Annotated in this window: 19 protein-coding genes; 6 read left to right on the plus strand and 13 right to left on the minus strand. The window is 65.1% G+C overall.

What is annotated here, in order from left to right; all coding sequences use genetic code 11:
• Nucleotides 1-63 precede the first annotated feature (63 nt).
• Genes ACNI3R_RS11670 through ACNI3R_RS11685 form a run of 4 tightly spaced genes read left to right on the plus strand, consistent with a single transcriptional unit; the run spans nt 64 to nt 4,321 of the window.
• Nucleotides 64-1,260: a glycosyl transferase gene (locus ACNI3R_RS11670; protein WP_426183439.1), complete on the plus strand. Its 1,197-nt coding sequence runs from the start codon at nt 64-66 to the stop codon at nt 1,258-1,260.
• Nucleotides 1,253-2,410 carry a glycosyltransferase family 4 protein gene (locus ACNI3R_RS11675; protein ID WP_426183441.1) on the plus strand — a complete coding sequence of 386 codons (1,158 nt, stop codon included), beginning with the start codon at nt 1,253-1,255 and terminating at the stop codon, nt 2,408-2,410. The genes ACNI3R_RS11670 and ACNI3R_RS11675 overlap by 8 nt, the downstream gene beginning before the upstream one ends.
• A complete protein-coding gene (locus tag ACNI3R_RS11680) occupies nt 2,407-3,402 on the plus strand; it encodes a sulfotransferase (RefSeq protein ID WP_426183443.1) in 996 nt (331 codons plus the stop codon). Before ACNI3R_RS11675 ends, ACNI3R_RS11680 begins: the two co-directional genes overlap by 4 nt.
• A gap of 43 nt (nt 3,403-3,445) precedes the next feature.
• Nucleotides 3,446-4,321, plus strand: a complete 876-nt coding sequence (locus tag ACNI3R_RS11685; protein ID WP_426183445.1) for a hypothetical protein — start codon at nt 3,446-3,448, stop codon at nt 4,319-4,321.
• Between the two features lie 31 nt (nt 4,322-4,352).
• Here ACNI3R_RS11685 and ACNI3R_RS11690 read toward each other — a convergent pair whose 3' ends face one another.
• The 13 genes from ACNI3R_RS11690 to flgB form a co-directional block, all read right to left on the minus strand.
• Nucleotides 4,353-5,354: a flagellar motor protein MotB gene (locus tag ACNI3R_RS11690; protein ID WP_426183447.1), complete on the minus strand. Its 1,002-nt coding sequence runs from the start codon at nt 5,352-5,354 to the stop codon at nt 4,353-4,355.
• 29 nt (nt 5,355-5,383) lie between these two features.
• Nucleotides 5,384-6,247, minus strand: coding sequence for a flagellar motor stator protein MotA (gene motA, locus ACNI3R_RS11695; protein ID WP_426183449.1), 864 nt, complete (start codon nt 6,245-6,247; stop codon nt 5,384-5,386).
• A 112-nt stretch (nt 6,248-6,359) separates the two neighbouring features.
• Nucleotides 6,360-7,217: a flagellin gene (locus ACNI3R_RS11700; RefSeq protein WP_426183451.1), complete on the minus strand. Its 858-nt coding sequence runs from the start codon at nt 7,215-7,217 to the stop codon at nt 6,360-6,362.
• 12 nt (nt 7,218-7,229) lie between these two features.
• Nucleotides 7,230-8,582 carry a flagellar hook-associated protein FlgK gene (gene flgK / locus ACNI3R_RS11705; protein WP_426183453.1) on the minus strand — a complete coding sequence of 451 codons (1,353 nt, stop codon included), beginning with the start codon at nt 8,580-8,582 and terminating at the stop codon, nt 7,230-7,232.
• Nucleotides 8,579-8,968 carry a rod-binding protein gene (locus tag ACNI3R_RS11710; RefSeq protein WP_426183455.1) on the minus strand — a complete coding sequence of 130 codons (390 nt, stop codon included), beginning with the start codon at nt 8,966-8,968 and terminating at the stop codon, nt 8,579-8,581. Before ACNI3R_RS11710 ends, flgK begins: the two co-directional genes overlap by 4 nt.
• Nucleotides 8,965-10,068, minus strand: coding sequence for a flagellar basal body P-ring protein FlgI (locus ACNI3R_RS11715; RefSeq protein WP_426183457.1), 1,104 nt, complete (start codon nt 10,066-10,068; stop codon nt 8,965-8,967). The genes ACNI3R_RS11710 and ACNI3R_RS11715 overlap by 4 nt, the downstream gene beginning before the upstream one ends.
• 27 nt (nt 10,069-10,095) lie before the next feature.
• On the minus strand, nt 10,096-10,767 hold the full coding sequence (locus tag ACNI3R_RS11720; RefSeq protein WP_426183459.1) for a flagellar basal body L-ring protein FlgH: 672 nt from the start codon (nt 10,765-10,767) through the stop codon (nt 10,096-10,098).
• Nucleotides 10,768-10,774: 7 nt separating this feature from the next.
• Complete coding sequence (flgG, locus tag ACNI3R_RS11725; RefSeq protein WP_426183461.1) at nt 10,775-11,563, minus strand: flagellar basal-body rod protein FlgG; 789 nt, start codon at nt 11,561-11,563, stop codon at nt 10,775-10,777.
• A gap of 20 nt (nt 11,564-11,583) precedes the next feature.
• Nucleotides 11,584-12,327 carry a flagellar basal body rod protein FlgF gene (locus tag ACNI3R_RS11730; RefSeq protein WP_426183463.1) on the minus strand — a complete coding sequence of 248 codons (744 nt, stop codon included), beginning with the start codon at nt 12,325-12,327 and terminating at the stop codon, nt 11,584-11,586.
• A 28-nt stretch (nt 12,328-12,355) separates the two neighbouring features.
• Nucleotides 12,356-13,675, minus strand: coding sequence for a flagellar hook protein FlgE (locus ACNI3R_RS11735; RefSeq protein WP_426183465.1), 1,320 nt, complete (start codon nt 13,673-13,675; stop codon nt 12,356-12,358).
• Between the two features lie 26 nt (nt 13,676-13,701).
• Entirely contained in the window at nt 13,702-14,379 is a 678-nt protein-coding gene (locus tag ACNI3R_RS11740) for a flagellar hook assembly protein FlgD (RefSeq protein WP_426183467.1), read from the minus strand.
• Entirely contained in the window at nt 14,376-14,780 is a 405-nt protein-coding gene (flgC, locus tag ACNI3R_RS11745; protein ID WP_426183469.1) for a flagellar basal body rod protein FlgC, read from the minus strand. The genes ACNI3R_RS11740 and flgC overlap by 4 nt, the downstream gene beginning before the upstream one ends.
• 2 nt (nt 14,781-14,782) lie before the next feature.
• Nucleotides 14,783-15,130, minus strand: a complete 348-nt coding sequence (gene flgB, locus ACNI3R_RS11750) for a flagellar basal body rod protein FlgB (RefSeq protein WP_426183471.1) — start codon at nt 15,128-15,130, stop codon at nt 14,783-14,785.
• A gap of 259 nt (nt 15,131-15,389) precedes the next feature.
• Between flgB and ACNI3R_RS11755 the strand changes: the two genes are divergently transcribed.
• On the plus strand, nt 15,390-16,085 hold the full coding sequence (locus ACNI3R_RS11755) for a motility protein A (RefSeq protein WP_426183473.1): 696 nt from the start codon (nt 15,390-15,392) through the stop codon (nt 16,083-16,085).
• Nucleotides 16,082-16,579 carry a flagellar motor protein MotB gene (locus ACNI3R_RS11760; protein ID WP_426183475.1) on the plus strand — a complete coding sequence of 166 codons (498 nt, stop codon included), beginning with the start codon at nt 16,082-16,084 and terminating at the stop codon, nt 16,577-16,579. The genes ACNI3R_RS11755 and ACNI3R_RS11760 overlap by 4 nt, the downstream gene beginning before the upstream one ends.
• Nucleotides 16,580-16,649: the final 70 nt, after the last annotated feature.

Below are 16,649 nucleotides of genomic sequence, written 5' to 3' on the forward strand. Positions count from 1 at the left end.
CGCGCCGAAATCCGAGCGTTACGAGCCCCCTGCAGCATGGCCTAACCCCGCTCGGAGTTGCCCATGATGCTGCACGACAGTTCCCCCTTCGAAGACCGGTCTCAACCGCTTGGCGCAGCAAGCCGACTGCGCATCTGCTTCCCGCTCAACGCCCAGCTTCACCAGGCCCTTCACGCCCTGCCCATCGCGATGGAACTCGCACGCTATCCCGACCTATCGGTCGATATAGTGGCGGCAAGCGAGGAGCATCTGCGGCTGGCATCGCGCCTTGCGAACGCTGCGCAGACCGGCCCGATCGGCCATTATCTGTCGACGGGGCCCCTTCTTGCCGCGCTTGCCCGTGCGGGCGGGCGCAGCATTCCGCCCAAGCTCCTGACCCTGTGCGCCCAGGCCCGGCGCCTGAACCGCTACGACGCCATCGTGCTGCCCGAAAGAACCTCGCTTCTCCTCCGCCGGCTCGGCGTCGGCCGTCCCCTGTTCATCCATAGCGCGCATGGCGCGGGCGACCGCGCGGTGGGCTATGATCCACGCATTGCGCGCTTCGACTTCGCGCTGGTGGCCGGGGTCAAGCAGCGCGAGCGCCTGCTCGGCTCGGGCCTGATCCGCCGAGACGAGCACGCCGTGGTCGGCTATCCGAAGTTCGACGCCGTGCGCTGGTTGTCGCCGGAAGCGCCCGACATCTTTCCCGAGCGCAGGCCGATCATCCTCTACAACCCGCATTGCGATCGGCGCCTTTCATCGTGGGCGCACTTCGGCGAGCCGCTGATCAGGCGCCTCGCTGCGGACAAGCGCTACAATCTGATCGTTGCCCCCCACATCAAGGCCTTCGACCACAAGGAGCGCAAGCGCATCGAGCAACAGCTGGCGCCGTTCGCTGCCCTGCCCAATATCCATATCGATCTGGGGAGCATGCGGTCCTGCGACATGAGCTATACGCGGATCGCCGACCTCTATGTCGGCGACGTCAGCAGCCAGATCTACGAATACATCGCCCAGCCGCGACCGTGCCTGCTCCTCGACGGCCATGGCCCCGCCTGGCGCGACGATCCATCCTATCGCTGCTGGCATTATGGCCCGGTAGAAAGCGATCCGGGGCGGCTCACATACGCAATCGACGAAGCTTTCGCGACCCATGGACGCTATCTGCCCGCACAGCTTGCCGGTGTCCGCGACACCTTCGCTCAGCAGGGTCAGCCCGGCTCCGTCCGAGCGGCGCGCGCGATCAGGGCCTTTGCCCTGGAAAGGGCCGGCCGTGGCTGAGCAGGACATCATCTGGCTCGTCTCGCGCGTCTTCCCGCCCGACGAAGGCGGCGTACAGACCTACGCCGAGCAGGTCGCCGAGGCCTATCGCAGCAACGGGTACAGAGTGCGCGCCTTCGTCAAATCGTCGGCGGGTCCGCGCCGGATAACGCATGGCAAGCTGGACATCGTCGATGTCGGACCGGGATCGAAGATGGTCACCTATGTCAGGCTTTTCCGGGCCATAAGCCAGGTCTGGCGCACGGGGGAGCGACCCGCTGCGATCCATGCCTGCACCTGGCGTGCCGCGCTGGCCGCCCTGCCTTTCCCCGCGCCACTGGTCATCACGGTCCACGGCCGCGAATTCGGCCGGCCGCAGGGGGCGGCGTTCCGCCTGATGCGGCGGGTGCTGTACCGTGCGCAGCGAGTCGTCGCCGTCAGCCAGACATCGCGCACCATGTTGCTGGAACGAATTCCCGAGCTTGCCGCGCGCTGCATCACCGCCTGGAATGGCACGGGCACGCGCGCCGCCGCCTTCCAAGCCGGCGCGACCAGCGCAGTCGCGGACCGTCCGCAAATCCTCACCGTCTGCCGGCTGGTACCTCGCAAGAACGTCGCCGCCGCAATCGCTGCGGCCGCATCGCTGCTCCGGCTCGGCTATCGCTTCGACTATCGAATCGTCGGCCGCGGCGAAGATCTGCTCGATCTTCAGGCCTTGATCGATGGGCTCGGCGCCGCGGCATCGATCCGGCTGCTCGGCTATGTCCCGGACCGGGAGTTGCGGCAGCTTTATGCCGCATCGGATATCTTCCTCCATCCCCAGATCGCGCTCGAGGACGGCGCCGAGTTCGAAGGCTTCGGGATCAGCGTTGCCGATGCCATGGCCAATGGACTTGCTTGCATCGTCGGGAAGGACGGCGGCCCGTCCGAACTCGTCCGCGACAACGACACCGGCCTGATCGTCGACGGTCGCTCGGTCGACGCGATCGAAGCCGCCGTAGAGATGCTGCTCCGGGACGTCGAACTCCGACTATCGATCGGGCTGCGCGCGATGGACTGGGCAACCCGCGTGCTGGATTGGCAACGCCATTGCCAGCAGGCGCTCGGATCGCTGGCGCACGAGAAGGTGGCAGGCGAAGGCGTCGCGCGCAAAACAAAGGCCCGGGCATGATCGCACCGCTCTTCCACATCGGCTATCACAAGACCGCTACGACCTGGTTTCAGCGAGCCCTCTATCCCCACGTCCGCAACCGTCGCTATGTGCCGCAGGCGCAGGTCCGGCATGCGCTGATTACACCCAACGCACTGCATTTCGATCCCGCGATCGCCCGGCAGATCGTGAGCAGCGAGGGTGGCATTCCCATCTGTTGCGAGGAGAATCTGACGGGCGGGCTCCACAGCGGCGGCCTTGCCGGATGCCAGTCCAAGGACATCGCCCACCGAATTCACGCCAGTTTCCCGGACGCGCACATCGTCATTTTCGTCCGAGACCAGGTCGACGCCATCGCCGCCGCCTATGTCCAATATGTGAAAGGCGGTGGCACCCATGGTGTCGACCGCTATCTGTTCGGTGCTGCGCGCCTCGGCCCCCGCGCTCCCGAGCGCGACGAGATTCCGCGCTTCCAGTTCGAGCATTTCGCCTATGACCGGCTGATTGCCCAGTATGACGCGTTGTTCGGCGAAGCGCGGGTTCACGTCTATCGCTACGAGCATTTCCGCGCCGACCGCCGAGCATTCATGGCGCACTTTGCCCGACATCACGACCTCGACATCGCGCTCGACAAGGTCGACTTCAGCGTCGCCAATCCCGGGCTCAGCGTTCGCCTGCTGCGAGCGATGCGAGTGGCGAACCGTTTCACGCGCCGCGCGGTCGCGGACAAGAGCCACCTCGTCCACCTGCCCGGCTGGTACAAGCTGAGCCGGCGAGCGATGCGCCAGATTGCGGCGAGCGGCTGGAACGGCAGGTCCGCAAAGGCGTCCGACATCCTGCCGACCTCCCTTATCCAGTCGATCCGCCATCGGTTCCGGGCGAGCAATGCGTGGCTGGACGAACGAATGGCCCGACAGGATCGGCGCCTGGCTGCGAGACCGGAGCCTGAGGCGATGGCAGCGGGCCGGGCCGACTTCGACCTTTGTCTCAGCACGGCGGAAACCTTTCGTTAACCATCATCAGCGACAATTAAGGGATGTTAAGGGGACGCCGCCCATGACCTGGCCAACCATCGGCAGCCGCGCGACGCGAGACGCCAACGGCGTGCGCGACGCGATCGGGCGCGCAGCCCAGCGCGTCGGCGTCGACTTCACCTATCTGCTCAACCAGGCGAAATCGGAAAGCGGCCTCAATCCGCAGGCCAAGGCGCAGTCGAGCTCGGCCGGCGGCCTGTTCCAGTTCATCGACCAGAGCTGGCTGGGTGCGGTAAAAACCTATGGCGCCAGACATGGTCTCGGCTGGGCCGCCGACGCGATCCGCCGCCGGTCCGACGGCAGCTGGGCGGTCGATTCCGACATGCGCCAGCAGGTCATGGGCCTGAAGAACGATCCCGAAGCCTCCTCGCTGATGGCAGCGGAGTTCGCCAGCGACAATGCGCAGGGGCTGGAAAATGCCCTCGGCCGCCAGCCCCGCTCCGCCGATCTCTATTTCGCGCATTTCCTGGGTCTCGAAGGCGCGACGCGCTTCCTCAAGGCCGCCGATGCGCAGCCCGGCGCGTCTGCCGCCGCGCTGTTCCCGCGCGAGGCGCGCGCGAACCGCTCGATCTTCTACGATACGGGCGGGCAAGCAAGGTCGCTGTCCGAAGTCTATGCCCTGATGGCACGGAAGATCGATGACCAGGGCAGGCCTCTGACCACCGACCCGACGGGACCAGGCTCGGCAGAAGCGCTCCGCCTCGCTTATGCGAGCGAGGTTTTCGAAGGCGATGGCAAGACGACACCTGCCACCGACACCGCCGAGCTGCTGGCGATGCTGGAACAGGGGCAGCGGGTCAATCTGCTCAAGCCGAACCCGTCCAATGCCCGGCTCGCCTATCTCATGCTCGCCTCCGGCGGCGACGCGACCATTTACGACAGCAGCCGGGACGCCTGACGCTCAAACGCGCCAGCGCATCCCCCGACCATCAGTGCGGTGCCTTCGCTGCCAGCTGCGCTTTCGCGGCTGCGGGCATCGCCGTCGGATCATCGGCTCCGCTGGTCGCCATCAGATCGACCGGTCCTTGGGTAGCCGGCGCATCGCCAAAGCCTGGCTGCATGTCCGACCACGCCAGCGTGATCGACATGCGGCGGTTGCGCGGGTCGTACGGATCCTCAGCGGTATAGGGCTCACGATCGGCCACGCCCTCGATCCGCAGGAAGCGGCTGTCCGCCACGCCGAAACCGGACAGCGCCTTGCGCGTCGCCTCGGCTCGCGCCGCCGACAGCGTCCAGTTGTTGACCGTGCGGCCCTTGGAATAGGGCATGGCATCGGTGTGCCCGCGCACGATCACCGAATTGTCGGCGAAGTTGGTCACCTCGGCGACCTGGCGCATCAGATCGAGCGCCTTGGCGGAGAGCTGGTCGGTACCCGATTTGAACATCGCGAAGTCGGCCTGGTCGACCAGGTCGATGCGAAGGCCCTCGCGGGTCTCGACCATCCTTACGCTCTTCGCCAACTGCCCCATGCCGGGGGTCTTCGCCATCTTCTGCTCGAGCGCTTGCTTTAGCTTCTCGAACGCGGCCCGATCACGCGACCGGATCGACGAGCCGCCTTCCGATTCGCCACCGGTTGCATCCTTGGGAATGGTGATCGACTTCGACCCGGTCTGCGCCGCGCGGTGCGGATAATTGTCGCGGTCGACGATCGACTCGCCACCGAACAGCCCGTTGGCGCCAGCGCTCTTTTCCTTGAGCTGGACCAGCGTCGGGGTGAAATAGTCGGCGATGCCCTTGCGCTGCTTCTCGGTCGTGGCGCCGAGGATCCACATCAGCAGGAAGAAGGCCATCATCGCCGTCACGAAGTCGGCATAAGCCACCTTCCACGCGCCGCCATGGTGTCCACCATGACCTTCGGCGATGATCTTCTTGATGATGATCGGTCTGGGTTCGGGCTCGTTCTTGCCACGCTTCGAGGGCGACTGGGCCATGGATCGCTATATCCCTGTGTCGGACCGGATCAGCGGCCGCGCATGCCGTCGAACACGTCGGCGAAGGCCGGCTGGTTCTCGTGCGAGATGCCCGAGCGGGCAGCCTCGATCACCAGCGGCAGCGGGTGGCCGTGGAGCGAAGCGATGATGATCTGCTTGACCACCCCATAGATGGCGGCGTCGGCCTCGATCACCTGACGACACCGGCCCGCGAAGGGCGCGACGATACCGTAAGCGAGCAGAATTCCGAGGAAGGTACCGACGAGCGCCGAACCGATCATGGCGCCAAGAATGGCTGGCGGCTGGTCGATCGAGCCCATCGTCTTCACCACGCCGAGAACCGCCGCGACGATGCCCAGCGCCGGCAGCGAGTCCGCCAGGTTCTGCATCATGTCGGCGGGCTTGATCGCATCGTGGTGGTGGGTCTTGAGCGCATTGTCCATCACGTCCTCGACCGCCATCGGATCGAGCGTGCCCGACGAGATCACCACCAGCCGCAGCGTGTCGGTGATCATGTGGATCAACGTGCCGTCCTTCAGCAGCTTGGGATATTCGGCGAACAGGGTCGACGCCTTCGGATCCTCGATATGCGGTTCCAGCGCGACCGGTCCCTCGGTGCGGAGCTTCTTCATCAGCGTGGAGACGAGGAAGATGACGTCGAGATAGTCCTTCTTGGCGTAGGTCGGCCCCTTGAACACCTTGCCGAAGCCACCGCCGAAGGCCTTGAGTTCCTTCATCGAGTTACCGGCGATGATCGCGCCGACGGCGGCGCCGCCGATGATGAGCATTTCGTGCGGGATCGCGTGCATGACGGGTCCCAGGTCGCCCCCGGTGATGGCGAAGCCACCGAACACCATGGCCATGAGGACAACGAGACCAATACCTGCGAACATGCGCGATCACTCCCACGCGAAACCATCGAAATGCGGCGCGCTCAGGCACCTGCTCCCTCGATCATCGTTAACGGCCGGCTAAGCGTCTTTTTTACCGTCCACGGCCGTAAAATTAGCGGAGATAGTCGAACAAAGTGTTACTGTTGACCTTGGCAAAAGCCATCTGTGCCGCCTGCAGGCTCAGCGTTCGGGCATTCAGCTTCATCACCGTTGCGGCGACGTCAGTATCCTCGAGCGAGCTGCGCTCCTCGGCCAGCTGCGTCGCGGCCGCCTCGACCGTGTCCGCCGCCGTATCGAGCTGCGCCATGCGCACGCCCTGCGCCGCGCGCTGGTTGGTCACATGGCTGATCGCCGTGTCGATGTTGGCGAGGCTCGCATCGGACAGCGTCCGGCGCGCGGCCACATCGTCGGTAGATATTGCGTCGATCGCAGCCCCGATCGCCCAGTCGAGCGACGCGGTTCCCTGCGTGTAGACCAGGCCGTCGAACATGGTCGAGCGCTGGGTCGTTGCCGGCAGGCGCTGCGTGGCCGAGGTCGACACCAGCAGCGGTGCGTCGACGGGAAACAGCGCCTGGCCGGTCGCTGTCGTCTCGATCTGCAGGTTGTTCAGCTGCGTGCGCAGCGAACTCATTTCCTGCACCATCGCCTGCCGGTCGATAGAGGACACCGATTCGCTGGCGCCCGCCAGGGTCAGCTCCTTCACCCGGTTGAAAATGTCGTAGGCCGTGCCCATCGCGGTATCGACTTGGGCAGCTACGGACTTTGCGGTCTGGATATTGCGCGACCAGACGTTCTGGTCGGCCTGCGCGCGCCGGATTTCGGCGATGCGAGCGGCTGCGATCGGATCGTCGGAAGGCTTGTCGATCCGCTTGCCGGACGAAATGGCGGCCTGGGCCTTGGCGATTTCCTCGCCAAGCTGAGACTGCCGGTTGATCTCGACCTGTGCGCGATAGCGTGTTGCGGTGATCACGGATGTCTTCCCTTAAAACAGACCCAGAATGTCCTGCAGCATTTCCTTCGCGACCTGGATGATCCGCGCGGAACCGCTATAGGCTTGTTGATATCGCAGCAGCTGCGCCGCCTCGACGTCGAGATCGATGCCGGTGATCTCGTCCAGAGACTGCATCGCACCGTCCCGGTAATTGGACGCAGCAGTCTTCTCGGCATTGGCGGAAGACACGCTCTGCGAATGGATCGAGACCAGCAGCGACCATTTCGCCTCGGGGCCGGACGAACTGCGGGTGGTCTTCAGGTCGAGCGCATTGCCGTTTGCGACGCCCGATGTGGATGCTGCGGCGATCTTGGACAGGTCGCTGACGACGACGCTCAGATCCGCAGCGGTCGTACCGCTGAGGAGCGCCGCACCGGCATCGCCATTGCGGTCGATGCCCGCCTCGTTCCACGTGTTGAGCGTGTCGGCGAAGCTGGCGGCGATGGCATCCAGAGCTTCGCGCCGCGACGCGATCGCACCGGCGGCCTCCACGAGACCGCTGAGCGCACCCGACTGCGCAGTGATGCTGACCTGCGTCTGGAGCCCCGAGGCCACCAGCGACAAGCGACCGTCGCTCGCCCGGACGACGCCCACGAGACCGGGATAGGGCTCGCTCGAATCGACCAGCTTGATGACGCTGTTGCCGAGCAGCCGGACATCGGCGCGACCGTCATCCTCGAAGCGGACCTCGACGCCGATCGCATCGGAAATGCCCTTGAGCGTGGCGTCGCGCTGGTCGAGCAGCAATGCCTGGCCGGCCGAACCTGGCGAGGCGCGCAACAAGCCGACGTTGATCTTCACCAGATTGGCGAGGTCTGAATTGAGCTTGCTGACAGACGAATCCGCAACCGAACCCAGTCCATCCGACACCGCCTTGAGCGAGCCTGCCGTGTTGTTGAACTGGTTGCTCACCTCGGTGAGCGCGGTCAGCATCGTGCGACGATTGGTGTCGCTAGACACATCGGTGCTCAGCTCTTCCGCTGCGGTAAACACCGACGCCATCTTGACCCCCAGACCGACCTGGGAGTCGTCGAGAGCCCCTTCCGCCGTGTTGAGCCAGCTCGCCCTGGCCTCGGCCTTGGCGGCCTCCGAATTGGCAAAGCGCGCATAGGAACTGCGATAATTGTCGTAGACGCGCTGGACGGCGGCCACGGTCACCCCGCCGAACACGGCCGAGGAGCGATATTGATAGTTGTTCGACGTCGCCACGGCGGACTCGCCCAGCCGGACGGTCCGGCGGGTATAGCCCTCGGTCTCAGCGTTGGAGACGTTTTCGCCAACCGTCGATAGCGCCGCCCGATAGGCGACGATGCCCGAGCGGCCAATGGCGAGGAGATCGCTCACTCAGCCCCTCCCGGCGAGGATGTCGAGAAGCCGGCCTTCGACGATGGCGCGCTGCCCGTCGCCACGGTTGTCGCACCGTCGGAGTCAGCCGACGGTGCCTTTTTCGACACGCGGGCCTCGAACTGCTTCACCAGCATCTCGGCGATACCGAGCGCGCCCTTGTCGGCGAGATCGGTGGCGAAGTTCGAGTCCTGCATCTCGCGGAACTGGTCGGTCGCTTCGCTGCCGAACAGATCATCCTCGTTGAGTTTCGCTTCGCGCATCGACTTGAGCATCTGGCGCGTGAAGATCGCCTCGAACTGCTTCGAAGCGGCCTTCAGCTTGTCGAGTTCGCTCGCCTTGGTGTCGCTGAGCGCGCCGGTGCGGATGGAAACGCCGTCGATCATAGGACCACGAGCTCCGCCTTCATCGCGCCCGCCTGCTTGAGCGCTTCCAATATCGCGACCAGATCGGCCGGCGACGCGCCGATCGCGTTGACGGCCTTGACGATGTCGGCAAGCGACGCGCCAGGCTGGAACTCGAACATCGGGCGCGCTTCTTCCTGAACATTGATCGCGCTCGACTGCTGGACGGCGGTCTCGCCCTTGGAGAAGGGAGCCGGTTGAATGACCTGGGGCTTCTCGTCGACCTGGACGGTCATCTTGCCATGGGTGACCGCAACCGGCGCGATGCGGACCGCCCCATTGATGACGACGGTGCCGGTGCGGGCATTGACCACGACGCGGGCTGGCGCATCGGCCGTGTCGACCTCCAGATTTTCGATCCTGCTCATCAGCGCGGTGCGAAGCTCGGCACCGGGCGCGGCATCGATGGTGATGGTGGTGGCGTCGATCGACCGGGCGACCGGCTGTCCGATGGCGCTATTGATTCGCGCGGCAACCCGCTGCGAGGTGGTCAGGTCACCCTCGGCCAGATCGAACCGCAGCTGGGGCGAGGTCGCGAAGCCGGCGTCGACGCTGCGCTCCACCGTCGCACCGCCTGGGATGCGGCCGGCCGTGGGAACGTTGATCGTCAGCTTGGATCCGTCTGCCGCATCGATACCGAGGCCGCCGACGGCGAGGTTGCCCTGCGCCATCGCGTAAATCTGTCCGTCGGCGCCCATCAGCGGGGCCATGATCAGCGTACCGCCGCGCAGCGACTTGGCCTTGCCAAGGGCGGAAATGGTCACGTCGAGCCGCTGGCCGGGCTTGGCGAAGGCCGGAAGTTCGGCGGTCAGCATGACGGCTGCTGCGTTCTTCAGCGCGGGATTGACGCCGGCCGGCAGCTGCAGGCCGAAGCGCGATGCGACGCCCTTCATACCCAGCGTCGCATAATCGAGGCTGTCGTCACCCGTCCCGGCAAGGCCGACGACGATGCCGTAGCCGGTCAGCTGGTTGGCTCGCAGCCCGGCGAAAGCGCCGATGTCCTTGATCCGCTCCGCCTGCGCGGGAAGCGACGGCACGAGTCCGGCGATGCAGAGCAGGGCAGTGAGCAGAAAGCGGAACATTAACGGCAGATCCTCAAAATTCTTAAGTCAGAATGGACTCAACATGGAAAAGAAACGGTTAAGCCATCCCTGCCGCGAGCCCCGGGCGATCTCGCCCTTGCCCGAGTAGATGATCTTGGCGTCGGCCACGCGGGTCGAGGGGACCCGGTTGTCCGGGCCGATATCGGCGGCGCGAATGAAGCCGACGATCCCGATATTCTCGTCGCCGCGATTGAGCGTGAGAAATTTCTCGCCGCGCACCATCATCGTGCCGTTCGGATAGACCCGCGCGATGGTGACGCTGATCTCGCCGTTCAGCTGGTTGGACTGGGCGGCGTTGCCCTTGCCGGCGAAGGTGCCGCCGCCGCTGATGGCGGCATCGGTCGCACCGAACAACGAAAGCGGCCCGGTCGTCGGCGGCGTGATCCCGACCTCGCCCGACCGGTCGGTCGACGCGCTGTTCGATTTCACCGCCTGCGTCCGTTCGACGAGCGTGATCGTGACGATGTCGCCGACCATCGCCGCGCGGGCGCCATTGGTCAGCGCCGAATAGCCATTCGCCGCCTGGAAAATGGCGCCGTTCGCCTCGGGCGGGCGCGGCTCGACCGCGAAGCTCGGCATATAGTCCGGATCGCGGAACTTCTGCTTCGCCTCTGCGCGATCGAACGCGATACCGCCGATCAGCATCGCGACCATGGCGAGGGTTCCGATCGCCTTCATGTCGCTATCAGAGGTTCTGGTTGACATTTTGCAGCATTTGGTCGGTCGACTGGATCATCTTGCTGTTCACTTCATAGGCACGCTGCGTCTCGATCATGTCGACCAGTTCCTGGACGATGTTGACGTTCGAGGATTCGAGCGCGCCCTGCCGGACGCTGCCGCGCCCGTCGATCGCGCCGGGGCCGACCTGCGGCTGCCCCGATGCGGAGGTTTCGGTCAGGACGTTGTTGCCCTCGGCTTGAAGACCGGCGGGATTTGTAAAGCGGGCGATTTCGATCGTGCCCACCTGCGACGCCTCGGTCTGTCCCTGCAGCGTCACGCTGACCGCGCCATTGGCCGCGATCGTGATGTTGGCGGCGCCATCGGGGATCTGGATCTGCGGCAGGACCTGATAGCCGTCGCTGTTCACCATGGTCCCCTCGGACGACAGGTGGAAGCTGCCATCGCGCGTGTAGCCGATGCGACCGTCGGGCAACTGGATCTGGAAGAAGCCGGAACCTTCGACCGCGAGGTCGAGAGCATTGTCGGTCGTCTGCAGCGATCCCTGCGTTTCGATCTTGGCGGTGCCGTTGATCTGCACGCCCGAGCCGAGATTGGTGCCGGTCGCGAAGCGGGTCGATTCCGACGAGGCGGCGCCGGGCGCGGTCATCGCCTGATAGGCGAGCGTCTCGAAGCTGGCCCGGTCGCGCTTGAAGCCGGTGGTGTTCACGTTCGCCAGATTGTTGGCGATCACCTGCATCCGCATATTCTGGGCATCGAGGCCCGTGCGGGCGACGTGCAATGCTGCGTTGGTCATCGTGACTTCTCCGTTCTAGTTCAGTCGAAGCGCATCAGTTCGCTGGACGACTTGTCGATGTCCTGCGCTGCGCTCATCATCTTCACCTGCATGTCCCAGCCGCGGCTGGCCTCGATCATGTCGATCAGGGTCGAGGACACATTGACATTCGATCCTTCCAGCGCGCCCTGTCGGACCTTCGCGTCGGGATCGGAGGGAAGCGTCCCCCCGTTGCGCGGGCGAAACAGCCCATCGAGGCCCTTCACGACCTGCATGCCGCTGGTCCCGGCCAGCTTGAGCCGGTCCACCGTCTGCACCTGAGACGGATCGCCCCCCTGGGGCACGATCGAGATCGTACCGTCGGCCGCGATCGTCAGCTTGTCGAAAGGCGGCAGGGTGATGGGACCGGCATCACCGAGCACCGGCAAGCCATCGCCGGTCGTCAACAGCCCGCTGTCGCTCAGTTGCAGATCGCCGCGACGCGTATAGGCCTCGTCGCCCTCGCGGCTCTGCACCGCCAGCAACGCGTCCTTGGTATCGAGCGCAACATCGAGCATCCGCCCAGTCTCGCTGATGGTACCCGCCGTCATGTCGGCCGAGTTCACCTCGCCGGAATTGGCGACGCGGCTGTCGAACCCGTCCCCCTTCACCCACAGCGCGGCGCTCGAGCTCATTTCCGCACGGAAACCCGCCGTGTTTGCGTTGGCGAGGTTGTTGGCGGTCGTCGTCTGACGCGCCATCGCCGAACGCATCGCCGACAATGAGCTGTAGATCAGCTTGTCCATAGCGGGGCTCCGTCAACCGGTCTCAGGATCAGGCGCGCAGGTTCACGATGGTCTGGGTCATCGTGTTTGCGGCCTCGATCGCTTTGGCGTTGGCCGAGAAGTTGCGCTGCGCCTGGATCAGCGCCACCAGTTCCTCGGTGATGTCGACATTGGCCTGCTCGAGTGCGCCCGACTGGATCAGACCGGTGCCGTTGGCGTTCGCTTCGCTGATCATCGGTTCGCCCGAGATACCGGTCGAACCCCATTTGCTGTCGCCGAGCTGACGCAACCCTTCCGGGTTGGAGAAGGTCGCGAGGATGATCTTGCCCAGCGCCTGGCTGTCGCCGTTCGAGAAGGTCGCGACGACCAGGCCCTGTGCGTCGACCGAGACGTTGTCGAGCTGGCCGGCCGCATAGCCGTCCTGGGTAAAGCTCGTCAGCGTGAACGGAGCCGAGGCCTGGCGGGTGTTCGAGCCATAGGTCAGCGCGAAGCCGATCGGGCCGGTGGCGCCCGACGGACTGACCTGGTTGGTGGTCAGCGTTCCGGGCGATGCGCCGTTGATCGTGCTCAGCGTACCGAAGCTGTCGAATACGAGCGTGGCAGGGGTCGCAGGCGTGCTCACCGCGGAATCCATGCTGATCTCCTGGTCGCCGATGAAGGTGCGTGCGGTCCAGGTCGTCGTGGTCGTCGTCGCGTTGGGGACGTTCTCGCGGATATAATAGGTCGTCATCGGAAAGGAGGTTCCCGACGCGTCATAGACGGTCGTCGTCGTCGACTGGTTGTAGCTATTCGCGTCGAACCGGTCGAAGGCATAGGGATTCTGCGTCGTGTAGACCGAGCGGTTCGAGGGCACGTCGGCATCCGCCGGGAAGGTGATCGAGAGATCGACCGTCTGGGTCGCGCTGGACGTGCCCGAGGTCAGCGGCAGCTGCAGCGACCGGGTCGAGCTGAGGCCGGTCGCGGTCAGGGTACCACGCGAGTCGGTCGGCAGGACCTGCAGATAGGCGCCCGAACTGTCGACCACATAGCGCTGGGAGTCGACGCGGAAGGAGCCGTTGCGCGTGTAGGAGACCTGCGAGTTCGACGTCGTCGAGCGGGTCACGAAGAAGCCCTGGCCAGAGATTGCGAGGTCGAGCGATCGCTCCGAGTTCTCGAAGCCGCCCTGGGTGAACTGCTGGGCGATGCCGCGCAGACGCGTACCCTGGCCGGCCGTGGTCGAGCTTTGCAGCGGCGCGGAGGAGACGATGTCGCCGAACTCGGCCGCGCTTTTCTTGAAGCCGGTGGTGCCGACATTGGCGACGTTGTTGGAGATGACCGCGAGTTCGGTCTGCGAAGCCTTGAGGCCGGAAAGAGCGGTATAGAAGGACATGGTCTAGAGAGCTCCGTTACCGAAAATCAGGAAATCTGAAGGGCCGCCGCCGGATCGATCGATCCGAGCGGGGTGACGAGCTTGGTCGTGCCGCTCGCCGGCGAGCGGACGCCGGAGACGGTCGTCCAGCTGCTGGTCGACGAGGCCAGCTGCTGCGCGGAACTATCCTTGGCGTTGACCGAGATGGTGAGCGGGCCTTCGACGGCCTTGCCCTCGGCATCCTTGCCATCCCAGTAGAAGGGGATATCGCCCGCCTTCACGTCGGTCGCACTGCCGTTGTAGACGACCTTGCCGGTTGCATCGACCAGGCTGATGTCGACACGCGACGCATCCTTCTCGATCGTCACATTGCCGGCATAGGCACCGTCGGACAGGGCGGTGGCGGACTTGGATTCGACCAGCACGGCCTTGCCGATCCAGCTCGCGGCGTCCCCGACGCGCGAGGACGAGAGCGTCTCGGCGATCCCCTTCAAAGACTGGTTCATCTCGGCGATGCCGGTCGTCGACGAGAATTGCGCCATCTGCGCGACCATCTGGGTGTTGTCGACCGGGTTGAACGGATCCTGCGTCTGCATCTGCGTGGTCAGCAGCTTCAGGAATGACGCCTGATCGAGCGTCCCGTTCGACTTCTTGGTCGTGGTCGTCGAGGACGAGCCCGTATTGCCGAGACTGTCGAGATAAGAGCTTCCGGTGGATATCGTCATTTGCCAAGCCTCAGCGTGTCGAGGGTGAGCGTCTTTGCGGTCTGCATGACCTGGACGTTGTTCTGGTACTGGCGTGCGGTCTCCATCATCTCGACCAGCTCCTGCGCCTGATCGACGCCCGCCTCCCAGACATTGCCGTCCTTGTCGGCCTTGGGATGGTTCGGATCGTAGCGCTTGATCGGTTCGATGTTGGAGGCGACGACCTGATCGACCTTGACGGTCGCCACGCCCGGCGCGTCAGTGACCGACGAGAAGACCGGCTTGATCGCGCGGAAGGCCTCGGCCTTGCTGCTCGCAACCGAACCTGCATTGGCGAGGTTCGAGGCCGAGGTGTTGAGGCGCACCATCTGCGCCGACATGGCGCGGCCGGCGATGTCGAAGACGGAGAGATTCCCGGCCATCGTCACTCGCCCTTCAGCGCTTGCATGATGGTGCCGACTCGGCCTTCGAGGAAGGACAGCGTCGCCTTGTAGTGCAATGCGTTCTCGGCGAACTGGTTCTGCTCGGTGGACAGTTCGACCGTGTTGCCGTCGAGCGAGGTTTCCAGCGGAACCCGGTAGCCCAGATTGCGGTCGGCCGCCTGACTGGCGGAAAGGCCTCCGGTCGCGTCCGAAAGCGCCTTCTGAAAGTCGATGTCGCGCGCCTTGTAGTTCGGCGTGGCGGCGTTCGCGATGTTCGAGGCGAGCAGCGACAGGCGCTGCGACCGCAGTTCCAGTGCCTTCCCGTGTATCCCGAAGAGCGGATCAGCCATTTTTCGCTCTACCTTCTAAAAGTGCTGGCTATCCGGTCGTTAACCCTCACGGGACTTGTCTGCGGATGCCTTCGGTATCGCTAATGCAACTGCCGTGCCAAACGTGGTTAACGGGCTCTTCAACCCGATTTCACCTCGCAAATGGTGGCGGAGCGGCAGCGGCTTGCCGGCGGCGGCAATTTCTTGCCGGTCCCCCTTGCCGCTCGCGTTAGCCATATCCGGCAACGCTCTGTTGACCGGTCGGGGAGATAAGGGGGACATGATGATCGCGCTCGAAGGCATTGCCCGATACATCGACCCGGTCGCCCTTTTGATCGTGATCGGAGGCACTCTCCTCGTCACGATCTTCCGGTCTCCACTCCGCGACATCGGCGCAGCATTTCGGGCGCTCGCGCTGATCGGGCGCGCCGACCCAGCCGCCGACGCCTCGGCCGCCCGGGTCTGCGTCAGCCGCATCCGCGAACTGGCCGAATTGCGTAGCCTGTCCTGCGTCGATCGGGTCGAGACCGCGCAGCGTTTCCTGTTGCGGGCGGCCCGAACCCTGTCCGACGCCCGGAGCGCTGCCGACTTCGCACGCTGGGCCGAAACCGAAATCGAGGCGCGCCGGCAGCGCCATCAGGCCGGCATCTCGGTCTGGCGGGGCATGGCGGAGGCGGCTCCAGCGATGGGCATGATCGGGACCATCATCGGCCTCGTCCAGATGTTCGCGCGGATGGACGATCCGGCGCAGCTCGGTCCTGCGATGGCGATCGCCATGCTCACGACCCTCTATGGCGTCATCCTCTCGTCGGGGATCGCGGCGCCCGTCGCAGGACGGCTGGAGAGCCTTTCCGAAGCCGAACTGGCCTGGCAGGCAAGCGCCTGTCGCCAGCTCGAGCACATCGCGCGCGATGAGCTGGACCGTGCACCACCGCCTGCCCCCGCCGCGCGCCCGCGCCTGCGGACCGTTCCATGAAGCGGGAGATCTCTCAGCGCTGGGTGCTGAGCTTCGCCGACCTCGCGCTTCTCCTCCTGTCCTTTTTCGTCCTGATGCAGGCGCAGGTCGCGGACCGCATCAAATTGGCCACCGGACTGCGCGAAGCCTTTGGCGGCGGACCGTCGACAGGCGCCCAACATCATGATCTGGGCACGACGCTCGTTGCGGGCGCGCTGTTCGAACCCGGCGAAGCCGTTTTCCGCGCGGGTCAGATCGATCGACTCCGCCGCATCGGTGCCGACGCCGCGCGCGCGGGCAAGCGGGTGCTGGTGGCAAGCGAGGGCCGCGACGGCGCCAATGCGCGTCTGGACGCCTGGGAGTTGTCGGCCGCGCGAACCACGGCGGTTGCGCGTGCGATACGGGGCGGCGGCCTGCCCGACGCAATGATCGATATCGCCATCCCCCCGACCCGCCAGGATGACCCCGCTCGCGGCCAACGCATCGCCGTTCGCCTGCGGCCCGTCCGGGACTGAGCGAAAGCACGGCGGCCAAAGACAAATGCGGCGTTAACCAAATCTTTGCGATCGCCGCTCTATCGTCGCG

The organism is Rhizorhabdus antheiae, from assembly GCF_049889055.1.
Lineage (GTDB): Bacteria > Pseudomonadota > Alphaproteobacteria > Sphingomonadales > Sphingomonadaceae > Rhizorhabdus.

Bases quoted from the DNA above. Each gene is read 5' to 3' on its own strand.
- flgG (WP_426183461.1), bottom strand. From the start codon at position 11,563: ATGACCAACGCAGCATTGCACGTCGCCCGCACGGGCCTCGATGCCCAG.
- motA (WP_426183449.1), bottom strand. From the start codon at position 6,247: ATGTTCGCAGGTATTGGTCTCGTTGTCCTCATGGCCATGGTGTTCGGT.
- ACNI3R_RS11720 (WP_426183459.1), bottom strand. From the start codon at position 10,767: ATGAAGGCGATCGGAACCCTCGCCATGGTCGCGATGCTGATCGGCGGT.
- ACNI3R_RS11755 (WP_426183473.1), top strand. From the start codon at position 15,390: ATGATGATCGCGCTCGAAGGCATTGCCCGATACATCGACCCGGTCGCC.
- ACNI3R_RS11710 (WP_426183455.1), bottom strand. From the start codon at position 8,968: ATGATCGACGGCGTTTCCATCCGCACCGGCGCGCTCAGCGACACCAAG.
- ACNI3R_RS11670 (WP_426183439.1), top strand. From the start codon at position 64: ATGATGCTGCACGACAGTTCCCCCTTCGAAGACCGGTCTCAACCGCTT.
- ACNI3R_RS11690 (WP_426183447.1), bottom strand. From the start codon at position 5,354: ATGGCCCAGTCGCCCTCGAAGCGTGGCAAGAACGAGCCCGAACCCAGA.
- flgB (WP_426183471.1), bottom strand. From the start codon at position 15,130: ATGGCTGATCCGCTCTTCGGGATACACGGGAAGGCACTGGAACTGCGG.
- ACNI3R_RS11735 (WP_426183465.1), bottom strand. From the start codon at position 13,675: ATGTCCTTCTATACCGCTCTTTCCGGCCTCAAGGCTTCGCAGACCGAA.
- flgC (WP_426183469.1), bottom strand. From the start codon at position 14,780: ATGGCCGGGAATCTCTCCGTCTTCGACATCGCCGGCCGCGCCATGTCG.
- ACNI3R_RS11730 (WP_426183463.1), bottom strand. From the start codon at position 12,327: ATGGACAAGCTGATCTACAGCTCATTGTCGGCGATGCGTTCGGCGATG.
- ACNI3R_RS11715 (WP_426183457.1), bottom strand. From the start codon at position 10,068: ATGTTCCGCTTTCTGCTCACTGCCCTGCTCTGCATCGCCGGACTCGTG.
- ACNI3R_RS11760 (WP_426183475.1), top strand. From the start codon at position 16,082: ATGAAGCGGGAGATCTCTCAGCGCTGGGTGCTGAGCTTCGCCGACCTC.
- ACNI3R_RS11680 (WP_426183443.1), top strand. From the start codon at position 2,407: ATGATCGCACCGCTCTTCCACATCGGCTATCACAAGACCGCTACGACC.
- ACNI3R_RS11685 (WP_426183445.1), top strand. From the start codon at position 3,446: ATGACCTGGCCAACCATCGGCAGCCGCGCGACGCGAGACGCCAACGGC.
- ACNI3R_RS11740 (WP_426183467.1), bottom strand. From the start codon at position 14,379: ATGACGATATCCACCGGAAGCTCTTATCTCGACAGTCTCGGCAATACG.